The sequence below is a fragment of the Sphingopyxis sp. DBS4 genome, from assembly GCF_024628865.1.
Taxonomy (GTDB): Bacteria; Pseudomonadota; Alphaproteobacteria; order Sphingomonadales; family Sphingomonadaceae; genus Sphingopyxis.
The window spans coordinates 754,269-770,753 of record NZ_CP102384.1; the positions used below are offsets into that span (position 1 = coordinate 754,269).

The 16,485-nt window shown below is 66.1% G+C and carries 14 protein-coding genes; 10 read left to right on the forward strand and 4 right to left on the reverse strand.

The genetic code is table 11. The annotated features are described in order from the left end of the window. Window positions 1-185 precede the first annotated feature (185 nt). On the reverse strand, window positions 186-1,043 hold the full coding sequence (locus NP825_RS03505; protein ID WP_257548418.1) for a carbon-nitrogen hydrolase family protein: 858 nt from the start codon (window positions 1,041-1,043) through the stop codon (window positions 186-188). Between the two features lie 117 nt (window positions 1,044-1,160). Here NP825_RS03505 and NP825_RS03510 point away from each other — a divergent pair, with 117 nt between their 5' ends. Then, window positions 1,161-4,097 (forward strand): pitrilysin family protein, encoded by a 2,937-nt coding sequence (locus NP825_RS03510; RefSeq protein ID WP_257548420.1) that lies wholly within the window; start codon window positions 1,161-1,163, stop codon window positions 4,095-4,097. Window positions 4,098-4,320: 223 nt separating this feature from the next. Then, window positions 4,321-6,144 carry a PDZ domain-containing protein gene (locus tag NP825_RS03515; RefSeq protein WP_257548422.1) on the forward strand — a complete coding sequence of 608 codons (1,824 nt, stop codon included), beginning with the start codon at window positions 4,321-4,323 and terminating at the stop codon, window positions 6,142-6,144. A gap of 36 nt (window positions 6,145-6,180) precedes the next feature. Here the strand turns inward: NP825_RS03515 and NP825_RS03520 are convergent, their stop codons facing one another. Both NP825_RS03520 and NP825_RS03525 read right to left on the reverse strand, forming a co-directional pair. After that, the gene (locus NP825_RS03520; RefSeq protein WP_257548424.1) at window positions 6,181-7,953 is read right to left on the reverse strand and encodes a cation:proton antiporter; all 1,773 of its coding nucleotides are present in this window, start codon (window positions 7,951-7,953) and stop codon (window positions 6,181-6,183) included. An 80-nt stretch (window positions 7,954-8,033) separates the two neighbouring features. Beyond that, window positions 8,034-9,248 carry an NADP-dependent isocitrate dehydrogenase gene (locus NP825_RS03525; RefSeq protein ID WP_257548426.1) on the reverse strand — a complete coding sequence of 405 codons (1,215 nt, stop codon included), beginning with the start codon at window positions 9,246-9,248 and terminating at the stop codon, window positions 8,034-8,036. Window positions 9,249-9,388: 140 nt separating this feature from the next. Between NP825_RS03525 and NP825_RS03530 the strand changes: the two genes are divergently transcribed. Both NP825_RS03530 and NP825_RS03535 read left to right on the forward strand, forming a co-directional pair. Then, entirely contained in the window at window positions 9,389-10,123 is a 735-nt protein-coding gene (locus NP825_RS03530; protein ID WP_257548428.1) for a phosphatidylserine decarboxylase, read from the forward strand. Beyond that, the gene (locus NP825_RS03535; protein WP_257548430.1) at window positions 10,123-10,896 is read left to right on the forward strand and encodes a phosphatidylcholine/phosphatidylserine synthase; all 774 of its coding nucleotides are present in this window, start codon (window positions 10,123-10,125) and stop codon (window positions 10,894-10,896) included. The genes NP825_RS03530 and NP825_RS03535 overlap by 1 nt, the downstream gene beginning before the upstream one ends. Here NP825_RS03535 and NP825_RS03540 read toward each other — a convergent pair. Then, on the reverse strand, window positions 10,880-11,140 hold the full coding sequence (locus NP825_RS03540; protein ID WP_257548432.1) for a hypothetical protein: 261 nt from the start codon (window positions 11,138-11,140) through the stop codon (window positions 10,880-10,882). The two genes, NP825_RS03535 and NP825_RS03540, sit on opposite strands and share 17 nt — an antisense overlap. A gap of 524 nt (window positions 11,141-11,664) precedes the next feature. Between NP825_RS03540 and rpsB the strand changes: the two genes are divergently transcribed. The 6 genes from rpsB (at window position 11,665) to NP825_RS03570 (ending at window position 16,485) form a co-directional block, all read left to right on the forward strand. Beyond that, the gene (rpsB, locus tag NP825_RS03545; protein WP_257548434.1) at window positions 11,665-12,489 is read left to right on the forward strand and encodes a 30S ribosomal protein S2; all 825 of its coding nucleotides are present in this window, start codon (window positions 11,665-11,667) and stop codon (window positions 12,487-12,489) included. Between the two features lie 135 nt (window positions 12,490-12,624). Continuing rightward, window positions 12,625-13,551: a translation elongation factor Ts gene (gene tsf / locus NP825_RS03550; RefSeq protein ID WP_257548436.1), complete on the forward strand. Its 927-nt coding sequence runs from the start codon at window positions 12,625-12,627 to the stop codon at window positions 13,549-13,551. 115 nt (window positions 13,552-13,666) lie between these two features. Next, window positions 13,667-14,389 (forward strand): UMP kinase, encoded by a 723-nt coding sequence (gene pyrH, locus NP825_RS03555; protein WP_257548439.1) that lies wholly within the window; start codon window positions 13,667-13,669, stop codon window positions 14,387-14,389. Window positions 14,390-14,412: 23 nt separating this feature from the next. Continuing rightward, window positions 14,413-14,967 carry a ribosome recycling factor gene (gene frr / locus NP825_RS03560; RefSeq protein ID WP_257548442.1) on the forward strand — a complete coding sequence of 185 codons (555 nt, stop codon included), beginning with the start codon at window positions 14,413-14,415 and terminating at the stop codon, window positions 14,965-14,967. A gap of 159 nt (window positions 14,968-15,126) precedes the next feature. Then, a complete protein-coding gene (gene uppS / locus NP825_RS03565) occupies window positions 15,127-15,807 on the forward strand; it encodes a polyprenyl diphosphate synthase (protein WP_257548444.1) in 681 nt (226 codons plus the stop codon). Between the two features lie 6 nt (window positions 15,808-15,813). Next, the gene (locus NP825_RS03570) at window positions 15,814-16,485 is read left to right on the forward strand and encodes a phosphatidate cytidylyltransferase (protein ID WP_257548446.1); all 672 of its coding nucleotides are present in this window, start codon (window positions 15,814-15,816) and stop codon (window positions 16,483-16,485) included.

Genomic DNA, 16,485 nt, shown 5'->3' on the forward strand with positions numbered 1-16,485 from the left:
CGCTTTCGCGGGAATGACGAAGATAAGAGATGCTGAGCGCTACTTTCAGACTTTCGTCATCCCGGACTTGATCCGGAATCCATTCCCCCGGCGCTGAGAGAATGGATCCCGGATCAAGTCCGGGATGACGATGCAAGATAGGTCGGCTTCCGGTCGAAACCCGGCATAGGAAATTTGACTATACCCTAAATTTCGATCGACCGAACAGCACGCGATCGGGCCAGCGGAATCGCCTGCCGTGCCCGCGCGGCAGCATCGGCGGCGATCGGGGCGAGGATCAGATCATAGCCGCGATCGCCATCGGCGTTGCCCGCCGTCGCTTCGGCCAGCACGGTACCCCACGGATCAATCGCGAGGCTGTGACCGTAGGTTGCCCGCCCATCGGCGTGCGTTCCGCTCTGGGCTGCCGCGACGACATGACACGCCGTTTCGATCGCGCGGGCGCGGAGCAGGATGTGCCAATGGGCTTCGCCGGTCGAGACGGTGAAGGCGGCGGGCACCGCGATCAGATCGGCGCCGCGATCGACCAGCGCGCGATAGAGTTCGGGAAAGCGCAGGTCGAAACAGATGCTGAGGCCGAGACGGCCGAGCGGGGTTTGGACGACTTCGAGAGCCGCTCCACTGGCATAGGCGGCGGACTCGGTCCATTTCTCCCCCGACGGAAGGGTGACGTCGAACATGTGGATCTTGTCGTAGCGCGCGCGAACGCTGCCGTCGGCGGCGATCACATGGCTGCGATTGACGCGCCGGGCGCCGTCGTCGGACAGCAAGGGCATCGATCCGCTGTGCAGCCACAGGCCATGGCGCTGCGCCATCTGCCGGAGCGCCGGGAGCCAAGCGCTGTCCGCCTCGCGGACGATATGCATCGCCGAGCGCGGGCGGTCGCGGTCGAGCAGCAGCGACATTTCGGGGAGGAACGCCATCGTCGCACCCTTTGCCGCCGCTTCGGCTAGCGCGCGGTCGATCGTCGCCAGATTGACGGCGGGATCGGTGCCGCTCGTCATCTGGACGAGCGCGGCGAGCGGGGCAGGGGCGGTTTCCATCGCGTCTGGCTAGGCCCAAGCCGTGCCCGCGGCAAGCCGCCCGTCGCAAGCCCGAGGGAAAGGGCGGGCGGGCGAAGTTCAGTGGCCAGCAAGGTTCGAACGCGATAAGAGGGGGCAATGTCCTATTCTCCCCCGCTGACGCCCCCTTTTATCCTGCGATCCTTCCTTTCGGCCAGCGCCGCCGCCGCGATGCTGTTCGCGCCGATCGCCGCCGCGCAGACCACGCCCTCCGCCTCTCCGGTGCCGGTGCAGGCCGGGCAGGCCAGCGACTGGCTCTATGCGGGCAGCGACATTCCGCGCGATACGGCATGGCAGTTTGGCATCCTGCCCAACGGCGTTCGCTATGCCGTCCGCAACAATGGGGTGCCGCCCGGACAGGTGTCGATCCGTGTCCGCATGGACGTCGGTTCGATGTTCGAGAGTGACGCCGAACGCGGCTTCGCGCATCTGCTCGAGCATCTGACCTTTCGCGGGTCGGAGCATATTCCCGATGGCGAGACGAAGCGCATCTGGCAGCGTTTCGGTGTGACATTCGGCAGCGATTCCAATGCGCAAACCACGCCGACGCAGACGGTCTATCAACTCGACCTGCCGAGCGTGACCCCGGCCAACCTCGATGAAAGCATGAAATTGCTCGCGGGCATGGTGCGCGAACCCCGAATTTCCGAAGCGGCGGTGACCGCCGAGCGCGGCGTCGTGCTGGCCGAACTGCGCGAATCCGACGGACCGCAAAAGCGGATCGCCGACCGCACCACCGCGCATCTTTTCGCGGGGCAATTGCTTGGCGATCGTTCGCCGATCGGCACGACGGCCTCGCTGGCGGCGGCGCGCGCCGCCACGGTGCAGGCATTTCACAATCGTTGGTATCGGCCCGATCGCGCGGTGGTCGTGATCTCCGGCGATGGCGATCCGGCCGAGTTCGCGCGGCTGATCGCCAAATATTATGGCGACTGGCAGGGGGACGGCCCGGCGCCGACGCCGCCCGATTTCGGCAAACCCGATCCCAAGGCACCCGTCGCAAAGGTAATCGTCGAGGCCAACCAGCCGCTTGCGCTGACCCTCGCAATGATCCGGCCGTGGAAGAAGCGGATCGACACGGTCGAGAATACGCGGCGGCTCTACCTCGAATATCTCGCGCAGGCGCTGGTCAACCGGCGGCTCGAAAACCGGGCGCGGGCGGGCGGCAGCTTTCTGGTCGCGACGGTCGAGCAGCAATATGTCAGCCGCAGCGCCGACGTCACCATGGCGCAGATCGTGCCGCTCAGCGATTGGAAGGCGGCGCTCGCCGACGTGCGCGGGGTGATCGCCGACGCGGTGACGACGCCGCCGTCGCAGGCCGACATCGACCGCGAAGCGAACGAGATTCAGGCCTTTCTGCTCAAGGAACTCGACAACGCCCGCAACGAGCCCGGCGCGCGGCTTGCCGACGACATGGTGCGCGCGGTCGACATTGGCGAGACGGTCGCCAGCCCGCAGGGGCAGGTCGACATGTTCAAGGCGATCCGCGCCTCCGCGACGCCGCAGGTGATGCTGAATATCAGCAAGGCGATCTTCAGCGCGCCCGTGACGCGCGTCGTGCTGACGACCCCGGCCGCGATTCCTGGCGGCGACGCGGCCCTGATCGCGGCGCTGGCCGCGCCGCCGAAGATACAGGGCGACCGGCTGGCCGCAGCGAACGTCGATTTCAAGCAATTGCCCCCGATCGGCAAGCCCGGGTCGATCGTGTCGACGGAGCCGGTTCCGGGGCTTCGCGCCGAACGGATCGCATTCGCCAACGGCGTCACCGCGCTGGTGTCGAACAATCAGGTCGAGCCCGGAAAGGTGCGGGTGAAGGTCCGCTTCGGCACCGGCAATCGCAGCGTTGCCGCCGACGCGCCGAACCTGCTGTGGACCGGCGACTATGCCCTGGTCGCGAGCGGCATCGGCCCGTGGGGCCAGAATGAGATCGACCAGCTTACCAACGGGCGCCAGATCCAGATGAATTTCTCGGTCGAGGACGATGCGTTCGAGCTGTCGGCCGAAAGCCGGCCCGCCGATCTGGCCGATCAGATGAAGCTGATGGCGGCGAAGCTCGCGATGCCGCGCTGGGATGCCGCGCCGGTCGAGCGGCTGCGCGTCGGCTATCTGACCGGCTACGACCTCAACGATGCGACGCCCAACGCGGTGCTCGACCGCAATCTGCAAGGCTGGCTGACCGGCGACGACGCGCGCTGGTCGGCACCCGACAGGGCCGCGATATCCGCGCTGACCCCGGCTGCTTTCCGCGCCTTTTGGGAACCGCGGCTGGCGAGCGGGCCGATCGAGGTGCAGATATTCGGCGACCTGTCGACGGTCGATTACAAGCAGATATTGGCGAACACGCTGGGCGCGCTGTCCCCGCGCCAGGAACTGGCGCCGCCGAGCGGACAGGCCGTCGCTTTCGCGAAACACAACACAACGCCGATGATCGCCTACCACAAGGGCGAACAGGGGCAGGCGGCGGCGATGACCGCATGGCCGACGAGCGGAGGCCTGGGGAATCCGCGTGACGCGCACGGGCTGGAGATATTGGCGGCGATCTTCAACGACCGGCTTTTCGACCGGCTGCGCGCCGAGCAGGGGGCAAGCTATGGTCCGAGCGCCGACAGCCATTGGCCGACTGGCTTCGATGGCAGCGGCGGCTATCTGGTTGTCGGCAGCCTGCTGGCGCCGAAGGATGTCGGCCGTTTCTATGAAATCGCCAGCGATATCGCCGCCGACCTGGTCGCCAATCCGGTCGGCGCCGACGAACTCGCGCGCAACGCCGGGCCGATCCGCGAGCAGATCGAGCGGGCTTCGACCGGCAACGTCTATTGGATGTTCCTGCTCGAGGGCGCGACCCGCGATCCGCGCGTCGCCGCGGCGGCACTGTCGATCGATCGCGATATTTCGTCGATCACGCCCGCCGATATCCAGCGGCTCGCGCGGCAATATCTGGTGCCGGGGCGCCAGTGGTCGGTGGCGATCCTGCCGAAGGGAATGACGCTGGCGGACGCCGCCGCGCTCGACAAGGCAGCGGCGCAGGGCGGGCGATAGCCCCGGCCCGCCCTGCGCTGCCTTCGCCGGGGCGCGAAGCCTTGCCTTGTCGGAATGTCCATTTCGGGACTTGGCTCCGATGGCCGTTGCCCGACATGTCCGTTGCGGGGGCGCCGCGCCTCGGTTAGAAAATTGCAATCGGGGTGTTCGCGCGGCGGCGCGGGTGGCGGGGGGCCAGTTGACAGACGCACGATCGACGAAGAAGCGTTGGTTTCCGGACAGCATGGCGCCGCTCACCGGAAGGCCCCGACTCCTGTTCCTGGCCGTCTGGTGGACGATGCTGGTCGCAGCATCGATCGCCATGATGGCCTCATTGCCGGCGACCTATCGCTACATCACCACAGTGCCGCCCGCCATCAATCTGGGCCTCACGACGATGAACGGGGTTCATCTGGGGCCGGCCGTCGATAGCGTCGCTGCAAAGACGGGTATCGCCAACGGCGATTTGCTGGTTGCCGTCGACGGCCGTCCGGTGACGGAGGCCGATTGGGCGACGGTCGACAGGCTGCTGGACGGGGCTATCGGCAGTCAGGTTGCCCTGACCATCCGAAAGCCGTCGGGCGAGCAGGTAACGCGAACGCTGACCCGCGATCCCGAGTTGGCGCGGCGCGCGCTTCGGCCCTACGCCCTGTTTCCCGGTGCGTCGCGCTGGGCCTTCGGCCTGCTGAACCTGATCAGCTATTCGCTCGTCCCGTGGGTCTGCGCTCTGCTTCTCATGCTTCGGCGCGGACGCGATACGCTCGCACCGTGGACTTCCCTGATGCTGCTGTGTGGTGCAACCGCGGCTGCGGTTTTTTCGAGCGGCGGATCGATGGGGGGATCGGGGCTGGCCTCGATCGCCATAGGTGCGATCAATATTCTTTCCGCGTCGTTGCCGGTGATGATCCTTGCGATCTTCCCCGATGGCCGGTTCGCATCGCGCTGGTCCGCGCTGCTATTCGTGGCTGCGCCCATCCTTTTCGGGATTCTCGTTTTCACGGATGTGTTCGGTGCCTTGGGCGGCGCGATCGAAATATCGCTATATCTCCTGGCCGTGGCCGCCATTTTTGTCCGCGCCCGCGGCCTGCCGGCCGGGACCGAGCGGCAGCAAATTCGCTGGGCGCTTTTCGGCTTCGCGGCGATGGTCGCGGCGTTCTGTCTGAATGCTGCGCTGAATTATCCTATCGAGGCGGCGACCGATTATGGCGTATATGCGTGGCTTACCGTGGTGGCCGTCGCCGTACAGTCGATGACGAATATCCTGTTCTGCCTTGTCTTCACCATATCGCTGCTTCGGTATCGCCTTTTCGACGTCGATGCGACGATCAGCAATTCGGTGGTCTATGGTGGCCTGACGCTTGGAATGGTCGGTATCTTCGCGGCTTCGGAGAAGCTGATCGAAGCCATCGGCGAGGAGTATCTTGGCCGCAGCACGGGCGCCTTGGCCAGTGGATTGGCGGCGGCGATGGCGGCGATGCTGATCGTGCCGGTGCATCACCGCGTTTCGGATTGGGTGGAAAAGCGTTTCCGTAGCGGCCTCGTCCAATTGCGCCGGGGGCTGCCGTTGCTGGTCGGCGATTTGCGCGAAACGTCGAGTGCGGAAATATTGGCGAATGCGGCTCTGGCGCGCATCGAGGATGGTGTACGAGCCAGCCATGGTGCCGTCGTGATCGGCGATGCCGTGCTGGCGGTCCGCGATATCGACGGGGCGGCCGTGGAGGCATGGCTGACGCGGCGCATGGCGCCGGTCGATGGGCCGGCAAAAATGCAGATCGATCGCACGGACCCGCTCTTCCCGCTGCGCATCCCGCTGCATGCCGAAGCGGTTGGTGCGATGGGATGGCTGCTTCTCGGCGCGCGGCCCGACGGCAGCTTCTATGGCCGCGATGAGCGCGAAACGCTGGAGGATATTGTAGACCCGACCGCTCGGGGGCTGGCCGTTGCGATGGAAAGGGAGAGGCGCATCGCGGCTCAGGACACCCGATTCAAGCTGTTGAGCGCCGAAATCGACGCGCTGCGCACTATCGTCAAAAAGCTGGAAGGGCAGGCGAGCGAGGCCGGCGCGTAACGCCGCGCTTCCTTTGTCGTCCAATATGATCGCGCGCTAACTGCCCGGCGTTCGCAGCTTTGGGATGCGCGGTTCGCGATCGAGGTGGCCCTTGGTCATGATGTCGTGGCGCATCTTCGCGCGCACGTCGTGGATCGAGGCGATGACGGGCCCCATCGCGACGCCAAGGTCGATCAGCACCGCCTCGGCGAGTTGCAACGAGCTTTCCAGCGTCTCGGGCACCGCGTCGGTCGCGCCCGCCTGATAAAGGGCGGCGGCATGGTCCGCCCCGCGCGCGCGGCTGATGATCGGCAGGTCGGGATATTTGCGCCGAAGCTGGCGCGTCATGCGAAGCTGCTGCACCGGATCGTCCATGGTCAGGACGACGGCGTCGGCCACCTCGATCCCCAGATGGTCGAGGCTGCCCGGCCGCGCGACGTCGGCGAAGCGGACCGTGAAGCCGTCGCGCCGCGCCGCCGCGACCGTGTCGATATCGGCATCGACCGCGATATAGGGGCGTCCATGCTCGCGGAGCAGTTCGGCGACGATCCGCCCGACGCGGCCGAAGCCGACGATCACGGTGCGCCGCGGCGGGGCTTCCTCCCCGATCTCGGCATCCGCGTTCCGCATTTCGATGCGGCGCGCGATGTCATGGCCGATCCGGGCGAGCAGCGGGGTGATCGTCAGGCCGATCGCGGTGACGAGCTGCCAGAATTCGGCGGTTTCGCGGCTGATGAGCTGCGCCTGGAACGCCGTCGCGAGCACGATCAGCGTCGTTTCGGACGGGCTCGCCATCAACAGGCCGACCTCGGCCGCGGTCCCGCGCCGCGCCGCGCCCGAGAAGCGCAGCAGTGCGGCGGTGACGGCCGCCTTGACGATGACCACGCCGACGACCGCGGCGATGAGTTGCGGCCACAGCGCGGCGATGCTCTTGAGATTGAGCCCCATGCCGACGCTGATCAGGAAGACCCCGAGCGCTAGCCCCTTGAACGGCGCGGTGATCGCTTCGACCTCGTTATGATATTCGGTTTCGGCGATCATCAGTCCGGCGAGCAGCGCGCCGACAATCGGCGACAGGCCGACCGCGGCGGTCGCGAGCGCCGCGACAATGACCACGAGCAGGCTCGCGGCGAGGAAGAGCTCGGGATCCTTGGCGCGCGCCGCTTGCGCGAAAATCTTGGGCAGCAGGAACCAGCCGCCGATCGCCAGCCCGGCGACGACGACCGCGCCTTGCCACAGGGTGGTGAGCAGCAGTTCGGTGCTGTTCCCTGACGTCGCGGGTGAAAATGCCGCGAGGACGAAGATGATCGGAACCAGCGCCAGATCCTCGAACAGCAGCATCGAAAAGGAGGCGCGGCCGACCGCCGATTTCGTTCCCGCGATCGGCAGCACCAGCGCGGTGGACGAAAGGGCGAGGGCGATGCCGAGGCCATAGGCGGCGGCGGTGGAGAGATTGCCGACGAACAGCAGCGCGGTGCCGAGGATCGCGCCCGCCACGAACAACTCGGCGGCACCGATGCCGAACACCAGCTTGCGAAGCTGCCACAGGCGGCGGAACGACAGTTCAAGGCCGATCGAAAAGAGCAGCAGCACGATGCCGAGTTCGGCGAAGAGCGCGATCTCCTCGGCCGACCCGATGGTGACGTGGCGCAGCCAAGAATAATCGCCGGTCAGCGATCCGAGGCCCGACGGGCCGACGAGCAGGCCGACAAGAATGAAGCCGATGACCGGCGAGATACGAAAGCGCGCAAAGGCGGGAATGATGACGCCCGCGGCGCCCAACACCACCAGCGCGTCGCCGATGAGGGATGTGTCCGTTTCCGATACCATATGGGGCCGACTTTATGCAGGCCGGCCCCGATTGGCTAGATGTCTATCCCAACCTTTTTGGTTGTTTATGGATTGCGGCCTCAGGCGCCCATCTTCTTGTCGAGATTCTCGACGATCGCTTCGAAGAAACCTTCGGTGGTCAGCCAGTTCTGGTCGGGTCCGATCAGCAGCGCGAGATCCTTGGTCATCTTGCCGCTTTCGACCGTCGCGACGCAGATTTTTTCGAGGTCGTCGGCGAACTTCGTCACCTCGGGCGTGCCGTCGAGCTTGCCGCGATGCTTGAGCCCGCCGGTCCAGGCGAAGATCGACGCGATCGGGTTGGTCGAGGTCGCCTTGCCCTGCTGGTGCATACGGTAATGGCGGGTGACGGTGCCGTGCGCGGCCTCCGATTCGACGGTCTTGCCGTCGGGGGTCATCAGCACGCTGGTCATCAGGCCGAGCGAGCCGAAGCCCTGCGCGACGGTATCCGACTGGACGTCGCCGTCGTAATTCTTGCACGCCCAGACGAACTTGCCGCTCCACTTGAGCGCCGATGCGACCATGTCGTCGATCAGGCGATGCTCGTAAGTGATGCCGAGCTCGTCGAACTTCGGCTTGAACTCGTCGATATAGACTTCTTCGAACAGATCCTTGAAGCGGCCGTCATAGGCCTTGAGGATCGTGTTCTTGGTCGACAGATACACCGGCCACTGGCGCGCGAGGCCGTAGTTGAGGCTGGCGCGCGCGAAGTCGCGGATCGAATCGTCGAGGTTGTACATCCCCATCGCGACGCCCGAGGAGGGGAACTGGAACACCTCCTCGTCGATCAGCGTGCCGTCCTCGCCCTCGAACACCAGGCGCAGCTTGCCGGGGCCGGGGACGCGGAAGTCGGTCGCCTTATACTGGTCGCCGAAGGCATGACGGCCGACGACGATCGGGTCGGTCCAGCCGGGGACGAGGCGCGGGACGTTCTTCATCACGATCGGCTCGCGGAAGACGACGCCGCCCAGGATGTTGCGGATCGTGCCGTTCGGCGACTTCCACATCTTCTTGAGCCCGAATTCCTCGACGCGCGCTTCGTCGGGGGTGATCGTCGCGCATTTGACGCCGACGCCGTGCTTCTTGATCGCGTTCGCGGCCTCGACGGTGATCTTGTCGTCGGTGCGGTCGCGTTCCTCGATGCCCAGGTCGTAATAATGGAGGTCGATGTCGAGATAGGGCAGGATCAGCCGTTCGCGGATCCATTGCCAGATGATCCGGGTCATTTCGTCGCCGTCGAGTTCGACGACCGGATTGACTACCTTGATCTTGCCCATGCGTTCAGCCTTTTTCCTTGGGGAGTCGGAGTTGCAGCGGGCCTTAGGGAAAGCGGCGCGATTGATCAATGGCCGTGGTGGAACCCGCGGGGCGGCTTATTCGATTGTCTATGACCGTTCGCCTTTCTAGAAAGACCGGCATGTCCTCTATCCTCTCTTCCAATCGTCCGGGCGGCGGCATCAAATGGCGCTGGCCGTCGATCCACCCGGAAGGCCGCAAATTCCTGCTGATCGCGGGCGTCGTCACCCTCTGCTTCTGGCTGCTCGGGTGGGAGATCGCCGGCTGGCTGGCGTTCGGCGTCACCATCTGGGTCGCGGCCTTCTTTCGCGATCCGGTGCGCGTCACGCCGACCGGCGCCGATGTGGTGATCGCACCCGCGGATGGCCTCGTGACCCAGATCGCCGAAGTTCTGCCGCCGCCCGAGATCGCGGGCGCCGATGGCCTCGGCGACGCGCCGATGCTGCGCGTGTCGATCTTCATGAGCGTCTTCGACGTCCACATCAACCGCACCCCGGTCGCGGGGACGCTCCGCAAGCTCGTCTATATTCCCGGCAAATTCGTGAACGCCGACCTCGACAAGGCGAGCGAGGAGAATGAGCGCCAGCATTTCGTCGTCGAACGCGGCGACGGCGTCCGCATCGGCTTCACCCAGATCGCCGGGCTGGTCGCGCGGCGCATCATGCCGTTCGTGAGCATGGGGACCGAGCTTCAGACCGGGCAGCGCGTCGGGCTGATCCGTTTCGGCAGCCGCGTCGACGTCTATCTGCCCGCGGGCACGACCCCGCAGATATTGCTGGGGCAGCGTGCGCTCGCGGGCGAAACGGTGATTGCGCGGATCGGCACGTCCGAAATCCTCGACGGCATCGGGCAATAATGTCCGACGCGCCGCAGACGAGCGTCGACGCCGAACAGCGCCGCCTGGGCGGCATCCCGCTGCGCGCTTTCGCGCCCAATGCGATCACCGCGCTCGCGCTCTGCTTCGGGCTGACCGGGGTGCGCTTCGCGATCGGCGAGGAATGGGAAAAGGCGCTCGCCGCGGTGATCTTCGCCGGTGTGCTCGACGGGATGGACGGGCGCATCGCTCGCCTGCTCCGCGCGCAGAGCAAGTTCGGCGCCGAGCTCGATTCGCTCTCTGACGTCATAGCCTTCGGCGTCGCGCCGGCGATGATCCTGTTCCTGTGGTCGCTGGACGACGCGCCCAAATTCGGCTGGACCGCGGCACTGGCGCTCGCAGTCGGCTGCGCGCTGCGCCTCGCGCGCTTCAACTCGCGCATGGACGCCGACGTCCAGCCGCACAAGTCGGCGGGTTTCAACACCGGCATTCCTGCGCCCGCCGGGGCGGGGCTGGCCTTCGTTCCGGTCTATCTCTGGCTTTCGAGCGGCAACGACCTGTTCCGCGAATGGTATGTCGTGATGCCCTGGGCGCTCGGCGTTGCGATGCTGATGATTTCGGCGATCCCGACGTATAGCTGGTCGTCGATCCGCCTGCGCCGGTCGTGGCGATTGTTCGCGCTTGCCGGCGTGGGCCTGCTCGGCGCGGCGCTCGTCACTGCGCCGTGGCAGACCTTGCTGGCGGTCTGTGCTGTCTATGTGACGTTGCTGCCTTTCGGCGTCGCGAGCTATGCTAGGGTCAGGCGGCGCGGCTGAACTGCGGTTGGGTGCGGACCTCGGCGCGAAGCGGGCGCGGCGCATCGCGGCGTTCGGGCGACCGGCGCAGCGTCACGACGCGCGAAGCCGGGCCGGGCTGGGGCGCGGCCTCGGCCGGAAAGGCGCCTTCGCCGAGCAGCGCCGAAAGAATCGCTGTCTCGTTGGTTTTCAGCATCGCGAGGATGACCGTCAGGCCGAGCCCGGCAGCGACGGCGAAGAGGAGAGCGGCAGCGACCTGAACCATGAGCTTGTCCTTCCGGCTTCGATGTGCGAAACCCGTGTCCATTGGACGGTTTCCTTGCGTTCTTCGTTCCATGTTCCTGTTTTGTTCTCAATGATGTTGCGATGAACCGTTTGGTTTCGTCGATGAGTTGAGTGTGTTTGAGGCGTGGGCTTTGGGAGAGGGATGGGCATTCCCCATTTTCTTTCGCGGGAATGATGAAGATAAGAGATGCTGAGCGCGATTTTCAGACTCTCGTCATCCCGGACTTGATCCGGGATCCATCAACCGGCGCTGCGAGAATGGATCCCGGATCAAGTCCGGGATGACGATGAAGATAGGTCCGCTTCCGGTCGTCCTCCACCTTTCCCATCTCCCGCTGCGCATCCCGCCGCAACCGTTTGTCCTTCTCCCCTTGCATTTCCGCGTCGGCCCCGCTAACGGGCCGCCCATTCCACATGGAAGGCGCACATACCGGTGCCGGGTCCATCCCCTCGCGGATGCCTCGGTTCTTGCCTTCCAGAGGACTAACCGGAAGGAGAAAGACTATGGCGGCCCCTGTCGTCACGATGCAGAATCTTATCGAGGCTGGCGCCCACTTCGGCCACCAGACCCACCGCTGGAACCCGCGCATGAAGCCGTATATCTTCGGCGCGCGCAACGGCATCCACATTCTCGACCTGTCGCAGACCGTGCCGCTCTTCGCGCGTGCGCTCGACTTCATCTCGTCGACCTCGGCGGCGGGCGGCAAGGTGCTGTTCGTCGGCACCAAGCGCCAAGCGCAGGGTCCGATCGCCGATGCGGCCCGCGCCTCGGGCCAGCATTTCGTCAACCACCGCTGGCTGGGCGGCATGCTCACCAACTGGAAGACGATCTCGAACTCGATCAAGCGCCTCAAGACGCTCGAGGAACAGCTTTCGGGCGACACCTCGGGCCTCACCAAGAAGGAAGTGCTCAACAAGACGCGTGAGCGCGACAAGCTCGAAATGTCACTCGGCGGCATTCGCGACATGGGCGGCATTCCCGACGTGATGTTCGTGATCGACGCGAACAAGGAAGAGCTGGCGATCAAGGAAGCCAACGTCCTCGGCATTCCCGTCGTCGCGATCCTCGATTCGAACGTCTCGCCCGACGGCATCGCCTTCCCGGTTCCGGCGAATGATGACGCCGCGCGCGCCATCCGCCTTTACTGCGACGCGGTGGCCCAGGCGGCGACCCGCGGCGGCCAGCAGGCCCGCGCCGATCGCGGCGAGGATCTGGGCGCGGCCGTCGAGCCCGTCGCCGAACCGGCGCTGGTCGAAGCCGCTCCGAACGAAGACGAGCAGGTTCCCGCCGAAGCGGCGGCCGAAACCGAACGCCAGAGCGACGCCTAATCCGCTCTGGGCATGACGGGGCGGCGCGGCATCATGCTCGCGCCGTCCCTGTCATCCCTTTGACTTATCGCCCCGCCATGCGCGCGGGCGTCCCGCGGGCCCGAACGCGCCCGCCCCTTTGGAAAGGAATATCCCATGGCTGAGATCACGGCCGCCCTCGTCAAGGAACTGCGCGATCGCACCGGCGCCGGCATGATGGACTGCAAGAAGGCGCTCGCCGAAAACGGCGGCGACATCGAGGCGTCGATCGACTGGCTGCGCACCAAAGGCCTCGCCGCCGCCGCCAAGAAGGCCGGCCGCGTCGCCGCCGAAGGTCTCGTCGGTTTCGCGACCGACGGCGCCAAGGGCGCGCTCGTCGAAGTGAACAGCGAAACCGATTTCGTCGGCAAGAACGAGCAGTTCCAGGACTTCGTCCGCGACGTGACGCAGGTCGCGCTCGCGAACAATATCACCGACATCGATGCGCTCGCCGCTGCGACCTATCCGACCGGCGGCACCGTCGCCGAGAAGCTGACGAGCAACATCGCGACGATCGGCGAGAACCAGTCGCTGCGCCGCGCGGCGATCCTGTCGGTCGGCTCGGGCGTCGTCACCGGCTATGTCCACAACGCCGCCGCGCCCGGCATGGGCAAGATCGGCGTGCTCGTCGCGCTCGAATCGACCGCGGGCGCCGACGTTCTCGAACCGTTGGGCAAGCAGCTTGCGATGCACGTCGCGGCCGCGAACCCGCTGGCACTGAACGGCGACGACCTCGACGCCGACCTGGTGGCGCGCGAACGAGCGATCGCCGAGGAAAAGGCGGCACAGTCGGGCAAGCCTGCCGAGATCGTCGCCAAGATGGTCGACGGCTCGATCGCCAAGTTCCGCAAGGAAAACGCGCTGCTGTCGCAGCTGTTCGTGATGGACGGCAAAACCCCGGTCGCCGAAGTCGTCGCCGCGGCCGGCAAGGATGTCGGCGCGACGATCACGCTCAAGGGCTTCGTCCGCTTCCAGCTCGGTGAAGGTATCGAGAAGGAAGAAAGCGACTTCGCGGCGGAAGTCGCTGCGGCCGCCGGCGTCTAAAAAGAAGGAACGGATTGCTGCGCCGAGGCGCGGCAGTCCGCTTGGCAATGGCGCGCGCCTTCACTAGGGTGCGCGCCATTCGCATTTGGTGAGTTTGCAAGAGGTTCCCCCCGACATGGCATTGCCCGGCATGAAACGCATATTGCTCAAGCTGTCGGGCGAGGCGTTGATGGGCTCCACCCCCTTCGGCATCGATCCCGAAACGGTCGCGAGCATGGCCGCCGAGGTCAAGGAAGCGAAGGACCGCGGGCTCGAAATCTGCCTCGTCATCGGCGGCGGCAATATCTTCCGCGGCATGGCGGGCGCCGCCAAGGGCATGGACCGCGCGCAGGCCGACTATATGGGGATGCTTGCGACGGTGATGAACGCGCTCGCGATGCAGAATGCGCTCGAACAACTCGGCGTCCAGACGCGCGTCCAGTCGGCGATCGAGATGGACAAGGTGTGCGAGCCGGTGATCCGCCGCCGCGCCGAACGCCACCTCGAAAAGGGCCGTGTCGTGATCTTCGCCGCGGGCGTCGGCGCGCCTTATTTCACCACCGACAGCGGCGCCGCGCTGCGCGCCGCCGAGATGAAGTGCGACGCGCTCCTCAAGGGCACGAGCGTCGACGGCGTCTATAACGCCGATCCCAAGAAGGACGCGAACGCGGTCCGCTATGACAGCCTCAGCTACGATCGCGTGCTCGCCGACAATCTGAAGGTCATGGACGCGAGCGCGGTGGCGCTCTGCCGCGACAACAATATCCCGATCGTCGTGTTCAACATCCGCGAGGCCGGCAATCTGGCGCGCGTGCTGGCGGGCGAGGGCGTTGCCACCGTCGTTGGCCAGGCCGACTGACGAGATCAAGAGAGGAAAGACAGATGGCGAAATATGACAAGGCCGACCTCGAACGCCGGATGCACGGCGCGGTCGAATCGCTGAAGCACGACCTGGCGGGCCTGCGCACCGGCCGCGCGAACAGCGCGTTGCTCGATCCGGTGACGGTCGAGGTCTATGGCAGCCACATGCCGCTGAACCAGGTCGCCTCGGTCAGCGTTCCCGAGCCGCGGATGCTCGCGGTGCAAGTGTGGGACAAATCGAACGTCGGCCCGGTCGACAAGGCGATCCGCTCGGCGGGCCTCGGTCTCAACCCGATCGTCGACGGCCAGCTTTTGCGCCTGCCGATCCCCGAAATGACGCAGGAACGCCGCAAGGAACTGTCGAAGCTCGCCGGCCAATATGCCGAAAAGGCGCGCGTCGCGGTCCGCAACGTCCGCCGCGACGGCATGGACAATCTCAAGACCGACGAGAACAAGAAGGAAATCAGCGAGGACGAGCGCAAGCGCTCCGAAACCGAGGTCCAGAAGCTGACCGACAGCACCATCGCCGACATCGATGCGGCGGCGGCGGCGAAGGAAAAGGAAATTTTGGGCTAAACGCATGCGCGACGGTGCCGCCATCGCGATCCTCCCCGGCACGGGGAGGGGGACCATGCGAAGCATGGTGGAGGGGCGCCCTCCATCATACGCTTCGCGTGGCCTCATGTGCCCCTCCACCACCTTCGATGGTCCCCCTCCCCGTGCCGGGGAGGATTTATGAGCGACCACGGCGCGCGCCATGTCGCCATCATCATGGACGGCAATGGCCGCTGGGCCAAGAAGCGCTTCCTGCCGCGCGTCGCCGGGCACAAGGCCGGGGTCGAGGCGGTGCGCACGATCGTCCGCGCGGCGGCGGAAATGCGGCTGGAAGCGCTGACGCTCTACGCCTTTTCGTCGGAGAACTGGAAGCGGCCAGAGGAAGAGGTCAGCGACCTGATGGGGCTGATGAAGCGCTTCATCCTCTCCGACCTCGACGAATTCGCCGCGAATGACGTGAAGCTCAAGATCATCGGCAACTGGCGCGCGCTCGCGCCCGACGTTGTCGAACTGATCGAAAAGGCGCTCGATCGCACCGCGCATAACAGCCGCACGACGCTGGCGGTCGCGCTCAACTATGGCGCGCAGGACGAGCTCGTGCGCGCGGCCACCGCTGCTGCTGCGGCGGGAGCGATCACGGCCGAGGCGATCGAGGCGCATCTCGACACCGCCGATCTGCCGCCGCTCGACCTGCTCATCCGCACCTCGGGTGAAGTGCGCCTGTCGAATTTCCTGCTGTGGCAATCGGCCTATGCCGAGCTCTATTTCACCGATACGCTGTGGCCCGATTTCAAGCCCGCCGACCTGCAGGCGGCGCTCGATCATTTCGCGCGGCGCGAGCGCCGCTACGGGGGGCTTTGAGATATGGTGGCTGGTAAGTCGGACCTTTGGACCCGCGTGGGATCGGCGATCGTCCTGTTCGCGATCGCGGGCACCGCGCTGTGGTTCGGCGGCATCGCCTTCGGCCTGCTGCTGCTCGTCGGCGGCGCGCTCGTCGTCGTCGAATGGCTGGCGCTCGTCCGCGCGATGACGCTGGGCGGCGGCGCGAAGATGGCGCTGATGCTGCTCGGGCCGCTCGCGATCCTTGGCGCGATGGCGGGACTCTGGTTCATCCGCGACCATCTGGGCATGACCGCGGCGCTCTGGGTGTTCGGCATGGTGTGGGCGACCGATATCGGTGCCTATTTCGCCGGCCGCGCCTTCGGCGGCGCGCGCCTCGCGCCCGCGATCAGCCCGTCGAAGACCTGGTCGGGGCTGATCGGCGGCATGGTCGCCGCGCTCATCGCCAGCGCGACGATCGGCGATCGCGCCGGTATCATCGGCGTGCCGCTGTGGATCGGCCTGTTCATGGGGCTGCTCGCGCAGCTCGGCGACCTTGGCGAAAGCTGGATGAAACGCCGCGCCGGGGTCAAGGATTCGGGCAAGCTGATCCCCGGCCATGGCGGGCTGTTCGACCGCGTCGACGGGCTGTTGCCGGTGGCCCTGCTGCTCGGCGCGCTGGCTTTCATGGGCGATATCGCTGTGCGGGCGGCCGGCTGA

Excerpts from the sequence above, each read along its gene's own strand:
- NP825_RS03505 (WP_257548418.1), bottom strand. The coding sequence starts at position 1,043 with ATGGAAACCGCCCCTGCCCCGCTCGCCGCGCTCGTCCAGATGACGAGC.
- uppS (WP_257548444.1), top strand. The coding sequence starts at position 15,127 with ATGAGCGACCACGGCGCGCGCCATGTCGCCATCATCATGGACGGCAAT.
- NP825_RS03530 (WP_257548428.1), top strand. The coding sequence starts at position 9,389 with ATGTCCTCTATCCTCTCTTCCAATCGTCCGGGCGGCGGCATCAAATGG.
- NP825_RS03525 (WP_257548426.1), bottom strand. The coding sequence starts at position 9,248 with ATGGGCAAGATCAAGGTAGTCAATCCGGTCGTCGAACTCGACGGCGAC.
- pyrH (WP_257548439.1), top strand. The coding sequence starts at position 13,667 with ATGGCATTGCCCGGCATGAAACGCATATTGCTCAAGCTGTCGGGCGAG.
- tsf (WP_257548436.1), top strand. The coding sequence starts at position 12,625 with ATGGCTGAGATCACGGCCGCCCTCGTCAAGGAACTGCGCGATCGCACC.
- NP825_RS03535 (WP_257548430.1), top strand. The coding sequence starts at position 10,123 with ATGTCCGACGCGCCGCAGACGAGCGTCGACGCCGAACAGCGCCGCCTG.
- NP825_RS03510 (WP_257548420.1), top strand. The coding sequence starts at position 1,161 with ATGTCCTATTCTCCCCCGCTGACGCCCCCTTTTATCCTGCGATCCTTC.
- NP825_RS03540 (WP_257548432.1), bottom strand. The coding sequence starts at position 11,140 with ATGGTTCAGGTCGCTGCCGCTCTCCTCTTCGCCGTCGCTGCCGGGCTC.
- NP825_RS03520 (WP_257548424.1), bottom strand. The coding sequence starts at position 7,953 with ATGGTATCGGAAACGGACACATCCCTCATCGGCGACGCGCTGGTGGTG.
- rpsB (WP_257548434.1), top strand. The coding sequence starts at position 11,665 with ATGGCGGCCCCTGTCGTCACGATGCAGAATCTTATCGAGGCTGGCGCC.
- frr (WP_257548442.1), top strand. The coding sequence starts at position 14,413 with ATGGCGAAATATGACAAGGCCGACCTCGAACGCCGGATGCACGGCGCG.
- NP825_RS03515 (WP_257548422.1), top strand. The coding sequence starts at position 4,321 with ATGGCGCCGCTCACCGGAAGGCCCCGACTCCTGTTCCTGGCCGTCTGG.